Origin of the sequence: Aequorivita iocasae (assembly GCF_016757735.1) — a bacterium.
Classification (GTDB): Bacteria; Bacteroidota; Bacteroidia; order Flavobacteriales; family Flavobacteriaceae; genus Aequorivita; species Aequorivita iocasae.
Genome location: NZ_CP068439.1, coordinates 2,067,112 through 2,085,607, shown reverse-complemented (window position 1 = coordinate 2,085,607; position 18,496 = coordinate 2,067,112). Strand labels below are relative to the sequence as shown.

Annotated in this window: 14 protein-coding genes; 3 read left to right on the top strand and 11 right to left on the bottom strand. The window is 38.7% G+C overall.

The annotated features are described in order from the left end of the window. Position 1: 1 nt before the first annotated feature. The 7 genes from JK629_RS09585 to JK629_RS09555 form a co-directional block, all read right to left on the bottom strand. Complete coding sequence (locus JK629_RS09585) at positions 2-343, bottom strand: Hpt domain-containing protein (protein ID WP_202335412.1); 342 nt, start codon at positions 341-343, stop codon at positions 2-4. Position 344: 1 nt separating this feature from the next. Continuing rightward, positions 345-956, bottom strand: coding sequence for a fumarylacetoacetate hydrolase family protein (locus tag JK629_RS09580; protein WP_202335411.1), 612 nt, complete (start codon positions 954-956; stop codon positions 345-347). Between the two features lie 7 nt (positions 957-963). After that, a complete protein-coding gene (locus JK629_RS09575; protein ID WP_202335410.1) occupies positions 964-1,737 on the bottom strand; it encodes a 3'-5' exonuclease in 774 nt (257 codons plus the stop codon). A 111-nt stretch (positions 1,738-1,848) separates the two neighbouring features. Beyond that, positions 1,849-3,174 (bottom strand): dihydrolipoamide acetyltransferase family protein, encoded by a 1,326-nt coding sequence (locus JK629_RS09570; protein ID WP_202335409.1) that lies wholly within the window; start codon positions 3,172-3,174, stop codon positions 1,849-1,851. 98 nt (positions 3,175-3,272) lie between these two features. Continuing rightward, positions 3,273-4,394 (bottom strand): glycosyltransferase family 2 protein, encoded by a 1,122-nt coding sequence (locus JK629_RS09565; RefSeq protein ID WP_202335408.1) that lies wholly within the window; start codon positions 4,392-4,394, stop codon positions 3,273-3,275. 3 nt (positions 4,395-4,397) lie between these two features. After that, positions 4,398-5,018 (bottom strand): recombination mediator RecR, encoded by a 621-nt coding sequence (gene recR, locus JK629_RS09560; RefSeq protein WP_202335407.1) that lies wholly within the window; start codon positions 5,016-5,018, stop codon positions 4,398-4,400. An 82-nt stretch (positions 5,019-5,100) separates the two neighbouring features. Continuing rightward, positions 5,101-7,590, bottom strand: coding sequence for a T9SS type A sorting domain-containing protein (locus JK629_RS09555; protein WP_202335406.1), 2,490 nt, complete (start codon positions 7,588-7,590; stop codon positions 5,101-5,103). A 133-nt stretch (positions 7,591-7,723) separates the two neighbouring features. On the opposite strand from JK629_RS09555, the gene JK629_RS09550 reads away from it, so the two are divergent. Further along, positions 7,724-9,169, top strand: a complete 1,446-nt coding sequence (locus JK629_RS09550) for a sodium:solute symporter (protein WP_202335405.1) — start codon at positions 7,724-7,726, stop codon at positions 9,167-9,169. On the opposite strand, the gene JK629_RS09545 is transcribed toward JK629_RS09550, so the two are convergent. After that, positions 9,140-9,499 carry a CoA-binding protein gene (locus tag JK629_RS09545; protein WP_202335404.1) on the bottom strand — a complete coding sequence of 120 codons (360 nt, stop codon included), beginning with the start codon at positions 9,497-9,499 and terminating at the stop codon, positions 9,140-9,142. The two genes, JK629_RS09550 and JK629_RS09545, sit on opposite strands and share 30 nt — an antisense overlap. Positions 9,500-9,872: 373 nt before the next feature. On the opposite strand from JK629_RS09545, the gene JK629_RS09540 reads away from it, so the two are divergent. Beyond that, positions 9,873-12,311 (top strand): outer membrane beta-barrel family protein, encoded by a 2,439-nt coding sequence (locus JK629_RS09540; protein ID WP_202335403.1) that lies wholly within the window; start codon positions 9,873-9,875, stop codon positions 12,309-12,311. Between the two features lie 193 nt (positions 12,312-12,504). Here the strand turns inward: JK629_RS09540 and JK629_RS09535 are convergent, their stop codons facing one another. Beyond that, positions 12,505-13,512, bottom strand: a complete 1,008-nt coding sequence (locus JK629_RS09535; protein ID WP_202335402.1) for a 3-oxoacyl-ACP synthase III family protein — start codon at positions 13,510-13,512, stop codon at positions 12,505-12,507. A gap of 140 nt (positions 13,513-13,652) precedes the next feature. Here JK629_RS09535 and JK629_RS09530 point away from each other — a divergent pair, with 140 nt between their 5' ends. Then, the gene (locus JK629_RS09530; protein WP_202335401.1) at positions 13,653-16,106 is read left to right on the top strand and encodes an alpha/beta hydrolase family protein; all 2,454 of its coding nucleotides are present in this window, start codon (positions 13,653-13,655) and stop codon (positions 16,104-16,106) included. 175 nt (positions 16,107-16,281) lie between these two features. On the opposite strand, the gene JK629_RS09525 is transcribed toward JK629_RS09530, so the two are convergent. Together JK629_RS09525 and JK629_RS09520 are read right to left on the bottom strand one after the other, a co-directional pair. Beyond that, positions 16,282-17,589 carry an ABC1 kinase family protein gene (locus JK629_RS09525; RefSeq protein WP_202335400.1) on the bottom strand — a complete coding sequence of 436 codons (1,308 nt, stop codon included), beginning with the start codon at positions 17,587-17,589 and terminating at the stop codon, positions 16,282-16,284. Then, a complete protein-coding gene (locus JK629_RS09520) occupies positions 17,589-18,278 on the bottom strand; it encodes a TetR/AcrR family transcriptional regulator (RefSeq protein WP_202335399.1) in 690 nt (229 codons plus the stop codon). The genes JK629_RS09525 and JK629_RS09520 overlap by 1 nt, the downstream gene beginning before the upstream one ends. Positions 18,279-18,496: the final 218 nt, after the last annotated feature.

Genomic DNA, 18,496 nt, shown 5'->3' with positions numbered 1-18,496 from the left:
ATTATAATTGGAAGTCTTCTCTCAGTTCGTCAAAAACATGGTTTAATGTGCCAAGCACATTTTCCAGATGCGGAAGAACCGTAGCTTTGCTTTTGGATGTCTTTGACCACGCCTCGATACTTGTAATATCCTTGAGCGCATCTATACCGAACATTTCAATGTTTGGTTTCATTTTATGGGCAAACTGATATGCCAATTCCCTGTTTTCATTCTCAATGGCTTCTTCCATGGATTGTAAATCAGGGGGAATCTCATCTAAAAATGTTTGTGCAAGAACCCGTAAAAATTCCTGATCTCCATCAGCAATTTCGCTAAGATTCTCTTTTGCATAATATTTAGTCATCTTACTTAACTTTAATGGAGAACATTTCTGTTTTCCCTATATATCCCGTTAACACATCGTCAGCTTTAACACTACCAACCCCTGCGGGAGTTCCTGTAAAGATAATATCCCCAATTTTCAAGGTAAAATATTTTGAAATATATTCGATTAAAGCATCGATTTTCCACATCATCAGCATAGAATTACCATTTTGAATGGTTTTTCCATTCTTTTTTAAGCTAAATTCTATGTTGTTTATATCTGTAAATTGCTCTTTATCAATGAAATTTCCAATAACTGCAGAACCGTCAAACGCTTTTGCCTTTTCCCAAGGCAATCCCTTCTCCTTTAATTCTGTCTGTAAATCCCGTGCAGTAAAATCTATCCCCAAGCCTATTTCATCATAATATTTATGAGCAAATTTTTGGTCAATATGTTTACCAATTCTATTAATTCGAACCAGTAATTCCACTTCATGATGCACTTCATTTGAAAACTCTGGAATAAAAAACGGTTGCTTCTTTAATAATATTGCAGTATCTGGCTTTAAAAAAATAACCGGGTCGGTTGGTTTTGCGTTGTCCAGTTCTTTTATGTGGTCTGCGTAATTTCGACCAATACAGATTATCTTCATTATAAATTTAGAATTTTGTATTTAACTTCTGAAGTCGGATTCTGGTCAATACTTTCTTGGTATAAAGTGGAAAATCCGCATTTAACAACCAACCAAAGTAGCCAGAATCTTTTTCCAAAATTTCAGTAACCAAACTTCCTTTATATTTTCCGAAAGAAAAGACCTCAACACCTTCTTCGTTATAACTTATGAAGCCTGCAAAATCTGCATGGTCACGGTGCGAACTGAAATCTGCAAGAAAATTTACATCATTTTCCAAATCAGGATATTTGTCAAGCTGTGCCTTTAAAACTTCGTAGGTTGCGTTTGTATCAGCAGCGGCACTGTGCGCATCGGTTAAATCTTTGTTGCAATAAAATTTATAGGCCGCTTCCAAGGTTCGCTTTTCCATTTTATGAAAAATGGTCTGCACATCTACCGAAAGTGCCTTTTTCATATCAAAATCCACTTCGGCACGGAGCAATTCTTCGGCCAGCAATGGAATGTCAAAACGGTTTGAATTAAAACCACCCAAATCACTATCTTTTATAAGTGCATATATTTTTGACGCCAATTCCTTAAAGGTTGGTTCGTTTGCCACCATTTCATCAGTAATTCCGTGGATGGCGGAAGATTCTGCGGGAATGGGCATTTCAGGGTTTACGCGCCAAGTGTGGCTTTCCTTGTTTCCATTTGGGAATACTTTTAATATTGCTATTTCTACAATTCTGTCTGTTGCCACATTGATTCCGGTGGTTTCAAGATCGAAGAAACAGATTGGTTTTTTTAAATTGAGTTCCATTGTTTTGTTTTGTTGCGCAAAGATACTTTTAATTGAAGTTTTGAAGACGCATAAAAAAGGAAAAGGGAGGTTTTGATTTCAAAACCTCCCTTTTTTCAAAATATCGATGTTTTAAAATTCTCGATTAACGTCCCAAGCTTCCAAATATTCGGCAACTCGCTTAACAAATTGTCCGCCCAAAGCACCGTTCACCACCCTGTGGTCGTAACTGTGCGAAAGGAACATTTTATGGCGAATACCAATAAAATCACCCTCTGGAGTTTCAATAACCGCAGGTACTTTGCGGATGGCACCCAAAGCCAAAATACCCACTTGTGGCTGGTTTATAATAGGTGTTCCCATGATGCTTCCAAAGGTTCCCACATTGGTAACCGTGTAGGTTCCGCCCTGTATCTCGTCTGGTTTTAATTTGTTTTCGCGCGCACGGTTTGCAAGGTCGTTTACCGCTTTGCTCATTCCAACTAGATTTAATCTATCGGCGTTTTTAATTACCGGAACAATTAGATTTCCGTCGGGCAGCGCCGCAGCCATTCCCAAGTTTATATTTTTACGCTTAATAATATTATTCCCGTCAACGGAAATATTCATCATGGGGAAGTCTTTCAGCGCTTTTGCAACGGCTTCCATAAATATTGGGGTGAAAGTAAGATTCTCCCCTTCGCGTTTCGCAAAGGTGTTCTTTACTTTATTTCTCCAGTTCCAAACGTTGGTAACATCGCACTCCACAAAAGACTGCACGTGTGCTGAAGTTTGAGTACTTTCAACCATGTGGTGCGCAATGAGTTTGCCCATTCGGGTCATTTCAACAATTTCATCCTCACCACTAACTGAAACCGGAGCTTTAGGTTTTACAGATTCCGTAGTTTTTGCCGTTTCAGGATTTTTTGCCTCCACTACTGTTTGTGGCTGGGGTGTTTCTGTTTTTGAAGAGGAACGGTTTTCAACATATTCCAAAATATCGTTTTTGGTTACGCGACCGTCTTTTCCCGTACCGGAAATTCCGTCAAGTTCAGCTTGCGAAATACCTTCGGCAGCTGCAATATTTTTAACCAAAGGCGAATAAAAGCGGTCTCCGCTATTTTCAATTGGGGCCTGGGTAGCTTGTTTTGCGGTTTCTACTTGCTTTTCAACTTCCTTCACAACTTCTGGGGAAGGAGTGCTTTCGGCAACGGCCTTTTCACTTCCGTTACTTCCGCCGGCGGTTTCAATTATAGCGATGGTCTGCCCAACTTGCACTACATCATCAACGTTGAAAAGTTTTTCAATCAAAACGCCATCTACCTCGCTGGGTACTTCGCTATCTACCTTATCGGTAGCGATTTCAAGCACAGCCTCATCAGCCTCGATGGTATCGCCCACTTCCTTTAGCCAGTTAGTCAAGGTTGCCTCTGCAACACTCTCACCCATTTTGGGCAGTTTCAATTCAAATTTTGCCATAATACTTTTTCAATGTCGAATTTGGTAAGCACAAATGTGCTTGTTTTAAAAACCTTGCAAAATTAGTTAAAATTTGTTCGTTCTGGGTTTCAAATTTCTTAAAAAACAACCACACCACCCTTTTCGTCACTTTGGTCGCTCCCTATTATAAAGTTGCAGCCCGCAGGACGTATGCGGAAAAGATTGTTTTTGTTTTTCAATTGTTTCATCAATTTGAAAATTTCCGCATAGGAAATATACTCAGCATCAAAAACTAGCAGACTGTTTTCTAAGGAAACCAAGGGATGCATATTTTTTGAAACCATTTGGAAAATAGTGGCTGTACTCTCAGAGAGTTTTTCCAGTAATTCAATATTTTCGGTGAAGAAGTAATTTCGATCCAAAGTAGGAAGTGGTTCCACTTTTTTATCGAAAGAAATTTTATGTACAGCTTTGGCCAAGGCAACTCCGGCAGACACGGAACTTCCCAATAGAAAGTTTTTATTGAAATGTTTTTGGTAAAAAATCTGCATTGCCCCGTAAAAGCGCTCAAAGTATGCGTCATCCTTTTTGGTGCTTTCCCCTTTATAGTGCAGTACGGTAGTGTTTCCCAGGTAATGATTTTTATAACCGGCATTTGTTATTTTGTACGAAAAATCTATGTCCTCGCCATACATAAAATAATCCTCGTCAAATCCGCCCACTTCATTGTAAATACTTTTTTTCAAAATCATAAAAGCACCTACCAGTACTTCTACTTCGCCTTTTTCACTATCGATAATATGATTTGCATAATATTTCTGGGTAAAACCGGTGAGTTTCATCAAAGAGACTTTTGGAGTTGGAAGATTTCTTTTGCTTTCGGGTAGGAAATTCCCTGTTCCATCCATTAAATAAACGCCCAGGGCACCAATCTTTTCGACACTCTCATAATACTCAATGGTTTTTCTAAAAGTATCTTCGGAAACAGCAGTATCTGGGTTCAGAATACATAGGTATTCACCTTTTGCAACAGCCACAGCTTGATTATTTGCCTTGCTGAAACCTACATTTTCCTTATTTTCAATCAAGACTACATTTGGAAAAAGGGTTTTGACCATTTGGCAGCTATCGTCCTTTGAATCATTGTCGATTACAATGATTTCGGCATCCCAATGCTGGATGGCTTTTTGAACGGAACGAATGCACTGCTCCAAAAAAAAGCGCACATTATAATTAAGTATAACAACAGATAGTTTCAAAACTTATGTGCTTTTTAATGAAGATTCAAAAGGAATACGGTGCAGGATGCTTCGGCCCAGCGTAACCTCATCTGCATATTCAAGCTCATCGCCAACTGAAATGCCACGGGCAATGGTGGTGGTGGTTATATGGTATGGCTCAATCTGTTTATAGATATAAAAATTAGTAGTGTCCCCTTCCATGGTAGAACTGAGCGCAAAAATAAGTTCGCGCACGTTTCCGGATTTTACTTTCTCAACTAAAGATGGAATGGTCAAATCGCCAGGGCCAATGCCATCCATCGGGGAAATTTTTCCGCCCAACACGTGGTAGTGGCCACGGTATTGACTGGTATTTTCAATGGCCATTACATCGCGTATGTCCTCAACCACACAAACCAATTGTTCATCGCGGCGCGGATTGGCACATATTTCACAAAGCTTGGCATCGCTAATATTGTGGCAATTTGCGCAAAAGTTTATTTCCTCGCGCATTTTCAGCAAACTAGCGGTTAAGTTTTGAGTTTGTTCTTTAGATTGTTTTAGTAAGTGAAGCACCAATCGCAGGGCGGTACGTTTACCAATTCCGGGGAGTTGGGACATTTCGTTTACTGCGTTTTCAAGAAGTTTTGAAGAAAATTCCATAGCCTGATTCGTGCTGCCAATATAAAAAAAATGCTTCAGAAAAAGAGGCTTTTCCCGAAGCATTCCTAATATAAAAAGGTTCTTAGTTTATAAGAAGTTTTTTGGTTGCTGTACCTTCTTCACTGTTGATCCGAACAAAATATGTACCGGCAGAAAGCGATGAAACATCAACCGAATGCTTATTTGAAATCAAAGCTTCTGCTTCATAGATAAGTAGTTTACCAGAAATATCAAAGACTCTTAACTCTGCATTTAGGGATTTTGGCAATGCAACTGTAAACGAATCCCTTGCAGGATTTGGGTAAATACTTACTGAAACTTCAGAAATAGTATCATTAACACCTGCTGTTCCATCTACCAAAGGCGATACCCATAGGCCTCTTCCATAGGTTGCTGCGTACAGCATGTTTGTTGTATTGTTTATATCCAATTCATTTATGATAACATTTGGCAATAAGTTACTGTATGGTTGCCAATCTGTAAATGTATTGTCAATATAGTAGATACCATAATCCATTCCTAGGTACAGGCCATCTTTACCATTATTATCCCAGATAAGCGCCAAGGCACTAAAGTTGGGAAGGTTCTTTTTATAATCTATCCACGTATCGCCTCCATCTTCGGAAACCATAACGCGGCTGTTTCCGGTAATTGCCACTGCAATTTTATAGGGATTTGTAGGGTGTATCGCTATTGAGTTTATTGTTCCTCCGGGAAAAGCTGTTTGTACCCAATCCGTAGCTCCAGCATCTTCGGTTCTAAAGAGAAAAGGGCCTCTTGAAACATACATTACCTGATTGTTGGTAGGTGAAATTTTCATGTTGTCAAGATTTCCAATAAGGTCTTGGGAAATGCTTGTCCAACTGCCACCCAAATTTGAAGATTTATAAACACGGTTATAACCTACATACACAGTATTTACAAGGATTGGATCTTGTTCAAAGGGTGTTACCCAATTTCCAGAGCCACTTCCGGGCTCATTGATACCGATATAAGAATTACCGCCATTTTGGCTTCTATACAGCTGACCGTTCTGGCTGGTTCCATAAAAAATATTAGAATTTGTTTTATCTATGAAAGATTCCATACCATCAGCGCCCAACCAATCTTTCCATTGGGTTGCCTGTGTATAAAAAGAAGTTCCATTGTCCTGTGCACCTCCTGATACAATAACATCTGCTGTTTGTGAAACCCCAATTTTATAAAATTGCCTAATTCCCAAACCTTGTGTCAGGTCTTCATAATAATTAGCATTCACTGCACCCGTATTCTCAGCCTTATAAACACCCCCGTCAGTAATAGCATACAAGGTAGTCCCATAATATTGAAGATCATCTACATCTGCGTGACAATAACCAATATTTTGTGAAGCGGCATTTGCTGGAATCCAGTCTGAAGTACAGCTAAAAGTGGTTCCACCATTGCTAGATCGCCAAGTAAGTATACCTGCAATATGTACCTCATTTACATTGGTAGGATTAACTGCTATACCCATATCTCGTGGAGCCTGACCACTATTATCATTTCCACTGGTGCTGTATCCAAAAAAGTTTAGGCTTCCATGGTTTATTTTTGTAAAACTATCTCCACTATTGCTGGAGGTGTAAAATCCACCAAATCTACTTCCTGTTGCTTCAAGCACATACACTGTGTTTGGATCATTTGCCGAAACGCCAATCATTTTAGGGCCCGTGGCAAAACCTCCAATGGTTGTAAAAGTAGCACCTCCATCAGTAGATTTGTGAAAGCCACTTCCTGAAGCATATACCACTGACAGGTCTCCTGGCTTAAACTCTACATCATATCCTCTTGTATCTGCAACCGGCTCATTCCAAGTCACACCACTATCTGTCGATCTATAAATACCTACATTTTCCGCGGTCGCAAAAATAATATTGTTGTTGGATGGGTTTATTAAGATTTTATTTACAATACTGTTTCCAATAGTACCTAATAAGTTCCAAGTTGCGCCGGCATCTGTGGATTTAAAAATCCTTCCGTTAGTTGAACCAAAAAAGTAGGTGTCAGAATCTAATGGATCAATCGCAACACTATAAACAGAGAGATTAGAAAAATAATCACACAGTGGCGTCCAAGTTTGTGCTCCATCTATAGTTCTCCATACCCCCCCAGTGTTTGCGCCTATTATCATGTGGTTCTCATTTCCCTCCTCAATGGCAAGACCTGTAATTCTGCCCACGCCAGGATTCCAACCCGAAGTGGCGTTCCAATCTGTAGGGCCAAGTTCCTGCCAGTTGTCGTTAAGAACCGATCTGCTTGCTGCAGTAGCATTTAAATAAGCATTCCATTGTTCTAGTTCGGTTAGGCGTTCTTCAACACTTGGAAGATACCCATTCTCATTCATCATTCGCAGGGCGTTGTATTCCCATCTTTTGAATTGTTTATAACCAGTACCTCGTCCCTTGTCTCGATTTGCAAAGTAAGCCTCGGCACTGTCAATAATCTCTTGTACCTTATAGGTACCCGCATCAATCATTTGAAGATATTCTTGTGCCTGAACGACAAAAGAACCAAAAAATAATGTAAAAAATAGAAGTAATTTAAAACGCATCTTTTTAATTTTAAGGAAGTTATGTTATTATATATGCAAAGTTTTCAAATGTATTAAAAATAAAAATGTTGAAGAACCCAATCTTTGTATTTTTACCAAAAAAATACGCTAAACCATTGAAGTCTTAAATTTTATGCAATCCTTACACATATTGTTACTTATTCTTGGATATTTTTTGGTTCTAATTCTAATTTCCTATTTCACAAATAGAGGTGGCAGTAACGCTGATTTTTTTAAGGCAGGAAAACAATCGCCGTGGTATTTGGTCGCTTTTGGAATGATTGGCGCCTCTCTAAGCGGGGTTACTTTTATCTCAGTTCCGGGTTGGGTAGAGGCTTCAAAGTTTAGCTACTTTCAAGTGGTTCTAGGTTATACTGTAGGCTATGCGGTGATTGGAACCGTACTTCTTCCACTTTATTATCGTTTAAACTTAACTTCAATTTATACCTATTTGGAGGGCAGATTTGGAAATGCCTCATACAAAACCGGCGCTTCCTTTTTCCTCCTTTCAAGAGTTGTGGGGGCAAGTTTTCGACTTTATTTAGTTGCGGTTGTGCTACAAAATTTGATTTTTGACGCAATGAACATCCCCTTTTGGGTAACCGTTACCATCACTATTTTGCTAATTTGGCTTTATACTTTTAAAAGTGGGATAAAAACAATTGTATGGACAGATACGCTCCAAACCCTGTTCATGTTAATAGCTGTAGGTGTTTCGGTCTATTATGTTTCTACAGATTTAGGACTTTCGGGAAGTCAACTTTTCACTTTCATTGCCAATAGCGACATGAGCCAGATTTTCTTTGTTGATGATTGGAAATCTGCCGATCATTTTGTGAAACAATTCATTAGTGGAGCATTTATAGCAATTGTAATGACAGGGCTGGACCAAGATATGATGCAAAAAAACCTTACCTGCAGAAATCTAAAGGATGCCCAGAAAAACATGTTTTGGTTTACCATTGTCCTGATCATCGTGAATTTTGTGTTTTTGGTACTTGGGTTGCTACTGACTGTTTACGCAGCACAAAACGGAATTGACGCCCACAAAGACCAACTGTACCCCACATTAGCTATGCAGAACGAATTTGGGATTGGGGTTGCGGTTCTTTTTATTTTAGGATTGATTGCAGCGGCCTACAGTAGTGCTGATAGTGCATTAACTGCTTTAACTACTTCATTCAGTATTGATATTCTGGAAATTGAAAAAAAATATGAAGAAGCAAAACAAATACGCGTTCGCAAGCTAATTCACATCTTGGTTTCACTTTTGCTGATTGCCGTTATTATTATTTTTAAATATGTAATTGCTGATGATTCTGTAATTGCAAAACTTTTCGTTTTTGCAGGATACACTTATGGCCCCCTTTTGGGACTTTATGCTTACGGACTATTCACAAAATGGAAAGTAGAAGATAAACTTGTGCCCATAGTGGCAATATTGACTCCCTTTTTGGGGTATGCAATAAGTACCTTTTGCACCACCTATTTAAACTTTGAATTTGGATTTTTTATACTTATTTTGAACGGAGCGCTTACATTTCTCGGTCTAATATTGATTCGTACCCAAAAGAACTAAGGTACAGGCAATCTCAATTTCAATATTGTTCTTTTTGAGAATATCATAAAACTCAGGGTTTTCCGTACCCGGATTAAAAATGACGCGCTTCGGCTTTAACGAAACAATATACCCATAATATTCCTCTTGGCGTTTGGGATTTAAATAGAGTGTCACGGTGTCAATGTCCTTAAATTGTTCCTTTTCTGTGGAAATCTCGACACCGGCAACAATACCCTTTTTTAAACCCACTGCTTCCACAGTGTGGCCATAACTTACCAATCTGTTTATTGCAAGGTTAGAATAGCGCCCAGGATTTAGGCTAGCGCCTAGTACTAGTGTTTTCTTCATTTTGATTGTTTTTTTATGAAAATACAATTCTCTTCTGCAAGATTTCATAAATGTTCGTTAAAATGAAAAATACCATGAAACATTACTAAAACTTGGGCGTCTATATAGTAGTTAGAATTTCATTCTTTACTGCGGCAGTTTTTACGTTGATGGTTAGTGTTAATAATTGCAGTAAAGATTTCAAACCCGGAGCACTTGCTTCGGGTTTGTTTTTTTAAAAATTCTTCACTTTTGGTGTAACAGAAAAAAATAAATATCGTCTTGTATATATAAGTACGGTAACATTTGCAGAGTTAGTATGTTATACAAGGTAATATCTATTGCAATATATCGGTCTTTTTTAATTCATAAATCATTAACATCAATCACACAAATGAAAAACATCTTATTGCTAATCGCATTCATCACATTCGGCACGCTACACGCTTCTGTTGACCCTTCAGAAAAACCGGGCAATATTTATGGTAGCGTTACAGACAAAATCCTAAACGAACCGCTTCCCTACGTAGCGGTAGTGGTAAAAAATTTAAACGGTGAAATTATTACAGGTGCAGTAACTGACGATACTGGGAAATTTGAAATCCACAAAATACCGGAAGGCAAGAGCCAAGTAATTATCCAGTATATAGGATATAAAGTTTTTACAACTGAAATAAACATCACAAAAGGAAATGAAGATATTTATTTGGGCAATATATTACTCGAAGAAGATATAGCTTCACTTGATGAGGTAAACATTGTGGCCGAAAGATCTACCATTGAACAACGTTTGGACAAAAAGGTAATAAATGTGGGCAAAGATCTTTCTACCGCTGGTCCCACAGCCTCCGATATCATGAACAACCTACCAACCGTAAGCGTTGACCAACAAACCGGTGAACTCTCCATGCGCGGCAATCAAAATGTCCGCGTAATGGTAGATGGCAAGCTTTCAAACATTCCCGTAGCGCAATTGCTGAAGCAAATTCCATCCTCATCCATTAAACAAATTGAACTCATTACCAACCCTTCGGCAAAATACAATCCTGAGGGTATGAGCGGAATAATAAATATTATTCTTCATAAAAATGTAAATGTGGGGTTCAATGGCAACGCTTCCGTAGGGCTTACCTATAAGGAAAACGCCAAATTTAACGCCGGCCTGGATATGAATTACAGAAATGGAAAGTTTAACATGTATGCCAACCTTAGCAACAATGTATCCAAAAACGAGAACGATGGGCTCATTTCTCGTTCACTAAACAATTCCAAAGAAGTAATCCACTTTTTGGATGACAGTAAATCCAATCTTTTCAAAGTGGGATTAGATTTTTATTTAAATGATAAAAACACTCTATCCATCTTCACTAACCAAAATTTATATGACGGACTGGGCGTGGGAAGTTCTTCGATATTTTATTTAGACCAACCCTCCCTCAATCAGCAACAGTTATTCTATTTTGACAATGAAAATATTTCTTCTCAATATAATTTTGATTATAAGCTGAATTTTGAAAAGACCGATCACACGCTTGAACTTGAGGCTGACTACAATATATTTTCAAATGAAACCATGGGAAAATATGTGTTCAGCGGGGCTTCACCTTTAGAAAACTTTGCAGATAATGACGAGACAGACCGTAATCAACTTACCGTAAATCTGGATTATGTGAATCCACTTTCAGAAAGTGTAAAAATTGAAGCCGGCGCGGAAGCGAGACTATTTGAAACTAATATCGATTATGCGTCCAACGGCGAAAGTTATAATGCCAATGGTGAATTGGTACCAACCCCCTCAACCCGTTTTGAATACGTACGCGATATTTATTCACTATATGCCACATTTGGAAAAAATTACGAAAAGTGGTCTTATCAGCTAGGAGCACGCGTAGAAAACGTTAGCGTAAAAGCTGACACCAACAAGATACGTGCTTTCACCAACGATTATTTTCAGGTATACCCCAGCGCTTTTGTTACCTATTCTCCCAGTGAAAAAAACCAATACCAGCTTAGTTACAGTCGTAGAGTGGATCGTCCCGGACTCGACCAGGTGAATCCAATTCGCGAATTCAGCACGCCTTTAATTTCTTCATTCGGAAACATCAATCTGGAACCACAGTTTACCAATTCAATAGAGGTCAACTATACCCGAAATTTAGAAAAGGGAAGTATCACGGGAGGAATATTTTACCGATTGGTTGATAACGAAATAAACCGCGCCATACTTATTGACCGCACAAATTTAGATAGGTCCATTCTCACCTTTCAAAATTTTAGCAGCACGGATTTATACGGAATTGAACTTTCGTCAAATTACAAACTTACAAAGTGGTGGAGCTTCAATACAAGTTTTGAACTTTACAAACGAACCCAAAAGGGAATTACCGAAGCATTTGAAAATCCAACAGGAACTCCCACAGTTGACGACATAATAACACAAGTGACGGAAGTAGACAACATAGCTTGGAATGTAAGAATGTCGAATAATTTTACGATTACCAAAGATCTTACGTTTTCGGCCTTTGGACTTTATCGCGCAAAAAACAAGGGTATCCAGTTTGAATCGGAACCCCTATATTTCGTCAATTTGGGAGCGCGTTATACTTTATGGGAAGGCCGCGGAACATTCAGTGTAAATTATAACGACGTTTTGGATTCTATGAAGTTTGTTTTCAGCGGTAATACGCCCTACCCACAGAGCGGGGAGTTTAAAAACGAGAGTAATACTATTTACGTTGGCTTATCCTATAGGTTTGGAGGAAGTAATTACCGTGCTAAGAGCAGAAAAAACAGAGACGACAACACATCATCTGGAGGCGGTGGAATTTTTTAGACCGTTATTCTTTTGTTAAAAAGTGATATGGGGTGAAACTATGCACGATTGCATCTCGTCTATTACAACATAATACCTGAAAGTTCATTTTATAATTTATTTGAATTAGCCTTTAACGAATTATACCATTTTTAGGTAAAATAAAAGCCTTTCAATTTCTGAAAGGCTTTTTATATTTTTTGCAGAAGTAATATTACCACCTAATAATAGCACTTCCCCACGTAAAGCCACTTCCAAAGGCTGCCAAGACCACCAGATCGCCTTCCTTGATTTTTCCTTCTTCCCACGCTTCCGTGAGTGCGATTGGAATGGATGCAGCGGTAGTGTTACCATATTTTTGAATGTTATTGAAAACTTGATCGTCGGTAAGCTTCAATTTGTGCTGAATAAATTGAGAAATACGAAGATTTGCTTGATGCGGAATCAACATATCAATATCTTCAACCTTCAAATTATTAGCTTCCAATCCTTCTTGAATAACCTCAGCAAAACGGACAATGGCGTGTTTAAAAACGAACTGACCGTTCATCACTGGATAATAAGGTATATTTTCTTGGGGATTTTCAGCAATAATTTCTGGCACCCAATGACTAGTACTCGGTCCTTGCAATGACAGCTCGTTTTTATGTTGTCCTTCGCTGTGAAGATGGGTGGAGAGAATACCACCTTTTCCAGTTTCATTCCTTGAAACTACCGCTGCACCGGCGCCATCACCAAAAATTACGGAAACATTTCTTCCGCGCGTGGTCATATCCAGTCCGCCACTATGGTTTTCACTGCCAATTACCAAAATATTTTTGTGCATTCCCGTTTTCACAAATTGATCGGCCACGGAAAGTGCATACACAAAACCACTGCACTGGTTGCGTACATCCAATGCGGGAATGGTTCGCATTCCCATCATTTCTTGTACTTCTACCCCACCGCCGGGAAAATACATATCGGGACTTAGCGTGGCAAAAACAATCATATCAATATCAGTAGGTTTAAGTTTGGCGCGTTCCAAAGCGATGGTTGAAGCTTTTACTGCCATTACCGAAGTAGAGTTGCCATCGCCCTTTTTTATATGTCTTCTTTCTTTTATGCCCGTACGTTCCTGGATCCAAGCATCGTTGGTATCCATTAATTTTGAAAGATCGTCATTGGTAACCACGTTTTCGGGTACGTAATATCCCAAACCGGTAATTTTTGAAGTGTACATTTATTTCAGTTTAAAATAATTTGGAAAGATAACTATATACCGCTTTTTAAGGAAACAAATCGTGGTTTATATAGTATGCGTGCATAGCAATTGTAATATCTCCTTTTTTGAATATCTTTAAAACTTAAATTTTTAAGATTATGAAAAAACTCATCGCAATTGCCATCCTTCTTCATCTATCAGGAAGTTTTGTTGCACAGGAAAAACTCACCTATCAAAAACCTCCAAAGGAAATTCTGGAACTTGTGGAGGCGCCCTTAGCACCTTCGGTTTGGATTGATAGCAACGGTGAAAATGTAGTTCTTTTTTATCGCGATGCCTATAAATCTATTGCCGAACTTTCTGAAGCTGAATTGCGGTTGGGCGGACTTCGCATAAACCCCAAAACCAACATCGGCAGCAGAACCCGGTTTTATAATAATATAAAAGTGAAAAAGGCTTCCGAAAAAGACGCTCGGCAAGTATCCGGAATACCCAGCAATCCACGGCTTTCAAACTTTACCATTTCACCTAACCAAAAAATGGTTGCCTTTTTGAATACGGTGGAAGATGGTGTACAGCTTTGGCTTGCGGATATTGAAAACGGTACCGCCAAACAACTCAGCAATCTAAAAGTGAACGCGAATATGGGCAATCCAATTAATTGGTTTAAAGACGGCAGCGCCGTGTTGGTAAATGTAATTCCGCCGGATAGAAAGGAATTGATAAATACAGATGAAGCCGTTCCCGATGGCCCGACCATCACCGTAAGCGACGGTGAAAAGGCCCAAAACCGAACCTATCAGGATTTGCTGAGCAGCCCCAACGACGAATATAATTTTGAACAATTGGCCCTGTCGGAGATAAAAAAGATTTCGGTGGAAGGAAAAGTTTCTGATTTTCTTCCAACAGCTATGTATGATGAATTGGATTTTTCACCCGATGGCAATTATGTAATGGTGAATACAATCAAAAGACCCTTTTCCTATATCGTGCCGTATAGTCGTTTTCCATTTGAAACCAATATTTATAATAACGAAGGCAAACTTATTCAAAAAGTAAACGATGTACCGCTAAACGAAGTAGAGCCCAAGGGATTTATGGCGACCCGAATGGGCAAAAGAAGAATGGAATGGCGCGCTGATAAACCCGCAACCCTTTATTGGGCCGAGGCAATGGATAAAGGCGATCCGGAAGTAAAGGTAGATTATCGCGATGCGGTGTACGAACTGCCAGCTCCCTTCAACGGACAGGAAAAACTGCTTTTAAAAACCCAAAACCGTTACTCTGGAATTATTTGGGGAAATGACAATCTGGCCCTTGCGTCAGATTATTGGTGGAACAACCGAAATACAAAATCGTATCTCTTCAATCCTTCAAATGCTTCGGAAACGCCAAAGATTATTTTTGATAGAAATTATCAGGACAGGTATAACGACCCCGGCAATTTTGTAACCACCCGAAACGATTTTGACGAAAGGGTCCTCGAAATGGTTGATGGCAACGCCTTTCTCATGGGCGATGGTTTTTCGGAGGAAGGACAATTTCCCTTTATAGATGAATTCAACTTAAAGACCCAAAAAACAAAACGCATCTATAAATCTGAATACACCGATAAGCTGGAAAATCTGAATTCGGCAATCGATCTGAAGAAAGGGAAAATTTTGGTACGGATAGAATCGCAGAACGAATATCCCAATTATTATTTCAGAAATATTAAAAAGAAGAACGATTTAACGCCAGTAACTTCTTTTGAAAATCCTTTTAAGAGCATCCAAAATGTACACAAGGAAGTTATTAGCTACAAGCGCGATGACGGCTTGGAGCTTGAAGGAACTTTGTATCTGCCCATTGGTTACGATATGCAGAAGAAAGAAAAAATGCCGATGCTTCTTTGGGCATATCCTCGCGAATTTAAGGACAAAAACAGCGCCTCGCAAAACACCACAAACCCCAATGAATTTATTTATCCATACTACGGCTCGCCCATTTATTGGGTAACCCAGGGCTATGTGGTTTTGGACGATGCGGCCTTTCCCATTGTGGGGGAGGGTGACGAAGAACCCAACGATACTTTTAGGACTCAATTGGTGGGCAATGCCAAAGCTGCCATTGATGCCGTTGACAAGATGGGCTATATCGATAGAAATCGTGTGGGCGTGGGCGGTCATTCCTACGGTGCGTTTATGGTTGCGAACCTGTTAAGCCATTCTGACCTTTTTGCAGCGGGAATTGCCCGAAGTGGTGCTTATAACAGAACTCTTACGCCTTTCGGTTTCCAAAGTGAAGAGCGAAGTTATTGGGATTCTCCTGAAACTTATAACACAATGTCGCCCTTTATGCACGCTGATAAAATGAAGACGCCACTGTTGCTCATCCATGGGGAAGCAGATAATAATTCAGGCACCTATCCGCTACAAAGTGAGCGTTATTTCAATGCTTTAAAAGGTTTGGGAGCAACGGCAAGACTGGTTATGCTACCTAAGGAAAGCCACGGGTATAGTGCAAAGGAAAGTATACTTCATATGTTGTGGGAACAGGACCAATGGCTTGATAAATATGTAAAGAATAAAAACGAAAAACCCATACACGTTTCCGATGAAATAAAACAGTAGTTTAGAAAACAAAAAAAGGGCGCAAAAGACGCGCCCTTCTTAAACAACCTAACCAATTAAATAATAGAATATTTTTTACCTTTTCATAGCAATTTAATATTCGATTACTCTTTGTAAAGATACTATTCTTTGTTTAGTGAAATTGTTAAAGGATTAAACAAAGTTTTGTTAAAGTTTAAATGTATTTATTAAAATTATTTATAGAAACTTTTGCTCCCAAATCGTTCATTAAATTATACAGTCCAAAAAAAGTTCGGTTTATATATAAAAAGTGTTTGGAGCCACGATTGCCGTTCATCTTTCTAATTTCAGTGTCTTTGGAGTATCTATTGCTCAATTCGGCAATCTTTCCGAAGAATTCTTTATTAGCAAAATCAAAGGTTTCGCTGTGGAAAGGTTGGGTAAAAAGACTTAGCATTTCGTGAAAAAGCTCTGAAAAGAATTTTGTTTCCTCAGGCGAATCTTCTTTTTTTAAAATTTCCAAAGCATACATTTTCTCTAAAAAAACTTCCGGATTATTTATATTCTCGGGTTTTGCCAGTTCAAAATAAGGCACATAGAATTCCTCGGGAACTGTCTTAACACAACCAAAATCTATTGCAATCAAGTTTGTATTTTCGTCCACTAAAAAATTTCCGGGGTGCGGATCAGCGTGCACCCGCTTCAATCGGTGCATTTGGAACATATAAAAATCCCACAGTGTCTGCCCTACTTTATCCGCTTTTACTTTATCGGTATTTGTTTTGGTGAATTCAGAAAGATGCTGGCCCGACATCCAATCCATCGTGATTATGCGCTCTCCGGAAAGTTCTTCGTAATATTTTGGAAACAGTAGATTCGGAATGTTTTTACAAGCATCGGTAATTTCCTTGCTTTGTTCAACTTCCAATAAATAGTCGGTTTCTTCCAGTAACTTATCTTCTACTTCCCTAAAATATTTGTCGCTGTCCTTTCCTTTTATATTGAACATCTTCATTGCCACCGGTTTTATCATGGCCAAATCACTACTGATGCTTTCCGCAACGCCGGGATACTGGATTTTTACGGCTAAATTTTTACCATTTTTTGTAGCTTTGTGAACCTGCCCTATACTTGCCGCAGCCACAGATTCCGCATTGAATGTATCGTAAAGGCTTTCGGGTGTATCGCCAAAATATTTTTTAAAAGTCTTCCGTACCAAAGGTGCGGAAAGTGGTGGAACTTGAAATTGTGCCAAGGAAAATTTTTCAACATACGCTTTCGGCATTATGTTTTTTTCCATGCTCAGCATCTGGGCAACTTTTAGCGCGCTTCCTTTTAAATTTTTCAGACCGTCGTAAATATCTTCGGCATTGCTTTCGTTCAATTCATCTTTTGTGGTTTCAGAATTAACCAGCTTTTTTCCGTAATACTTCAAATAATTGCCGCCAACTTTCACGCCAGTTGTCATTAATTTTGAAGCACGCTGAATTTTGTTTGTGGGAATTTTATCTATCGTCTTCATTAAGCCATTTTTTCTTTCCATAAAAATTTTCCGAAATCCAGCACGCTTTCCAAATGTTGGGTGTCAAAAACATCAAAAATGGCGCGGACCGATTTTTCTATAGCAACATCTGTGTGTTCAAAATTTGGAGAGTTATCGTCCATCCAGAATTTTAACAGAAAAAGCGTTTGCAGCCACGCACCTTCAGAAAAAACGGTTACCGATTGTTTCAGGATTTTCAACTTTTTATCTTCATTGCTTTCCCGAATTAAAGCTGCCGCAAAATGCTTTATATTCTGCCGAAGCCCTTTTAACTGGCTCAAATTCTTCATCATATGTTGATGTTGGCGTAATGTGAACAGTACATAGCTTCGGTTTATGGTGAGAAGTTCGAAGAACGTGTAAAAAAAGGTGAGCATTTTTTCTTTATTAGTATAGGCTTCGTACCCTTCATCCTGGTTTGCCAAGCGGATGGTTTCTTCATAAAAAGCGTTCCAAATTGCCATTTGCAGTCCTTCAAAAGAACCAAAATGTTCATAAAATTGACCCTCGCTAAAATTGTTCTCTTTACAAAATTTGAAAACACTAAGCGGTGCTTTTTCTTTCGTTAAAACCCACTCCATATATGCATTGGTAATCTTGCCTGTATTAACGCTTTTCTTTGAAGTTGCTTTGTTTGTTTTAGCTGATTTTTCTGTTCCAGTTGCCATGGTATATTCTTAATTTATATTACTGATAGTGGAGGTCGTTACTTAAATACAAAGATAACTCTTGTTCAATGTTTTTATCGTTTAGTTAAACAAAATATTCTGTTAAAGTTTAACCGAAAACTTATAGTTATTTGAAGTGACAACGTGGCAGAATTTTAAGGCTTGGTATTTTATTTGACTAAGTAAAAATGAATTAATAGCATTATTAAATAAAACAT

Coding starts and splice junctions, on each gene's coding strand:
- JK629_RS09580 (WP_202335411.1), bottom strand. CDS start 956: ATGAAGATAATCTGTATTGGTCGAAATTACGCAGACCACATAAAAGAA.
- JK629_RS09545 (WP_202335404.1), bottom strand. CDS start 9,499: ATGAAGAAAACACTAGTACTAGGCGCTAGCCTAAATCCTGGGCGCTAT.
- JK629_RS09525 (WP_202335400.1), bottom strand. CDS start 17,589: ATGAAGACGATAGATAAAATTCCCACAAACAAAATTCAGCGTGCTTCA.
- JK629_RS09540 (WP_202335403.1), top strand. CDS start 9,873: ATGAAAAACATCTTATTGCTAATCGCATTCATCACATTCGGCACGCTA.
- JK629_RS09550 (WP_202335405.1), top strand. CDS start 7,724: ATGCAATCCTTACACATATTGTTACTTATTCTTGGATATTTTTTGGTT.
- JK629_RS09585 (WP_202335412.1), bottom strand. CDS start 343: ATGACTAAATATTATGCAAAAGAGAATCTTAGCGAAATTGCTGATGGA.
- JK629_RS09530 (WP_202335401.1), top strand. CDS start 13,653: ATGAAAAAACTCATCGCAATTGCCATCCTTCTTCATCTATCAGGAAGT.
- JK629_RS09570 (WP_202335409.1), bottom strand. CDS start 3,174: ATGGCAAAATTTGAATTGAAACTGCCCAAAATGGGTGAGAGTGTTGCA.
- recR (WP_202335407.1), bottom strand. CDS start 5,018: ATGGAATTTTCTTCAAAACTTCTTGAAAACGCAGTAAACGAAATGTCC.
- JK629_RS09555 (WP_202335406.1), bottom strand. CDS start 7,590: ATGCGTTTTAAATTACTTCTATTTTTTACATTATTTTTTGGTTCTTTT.
- JK629_RS09535 (WP_202335402.1), bottom strand. CDS start 13,512: ATGTACACTTCAAAAATTACCGGTTTGGGATATTACGTACCCGAAAAC.
- JK629_RS09575 (WP_202335410.1), bottom strand. CDS start 1,737: ATGGAACTCAATTTAAAAAAACCAATCTGTTTCTTCGATCTTGAAACC.
- JK629_RS09520 (WP_202335399.1), bottom strand. CDS start 18,278: ATGGCAACTGGAACAGAAAAATCAGCTAAAACAAACAAAGCAACTTCA.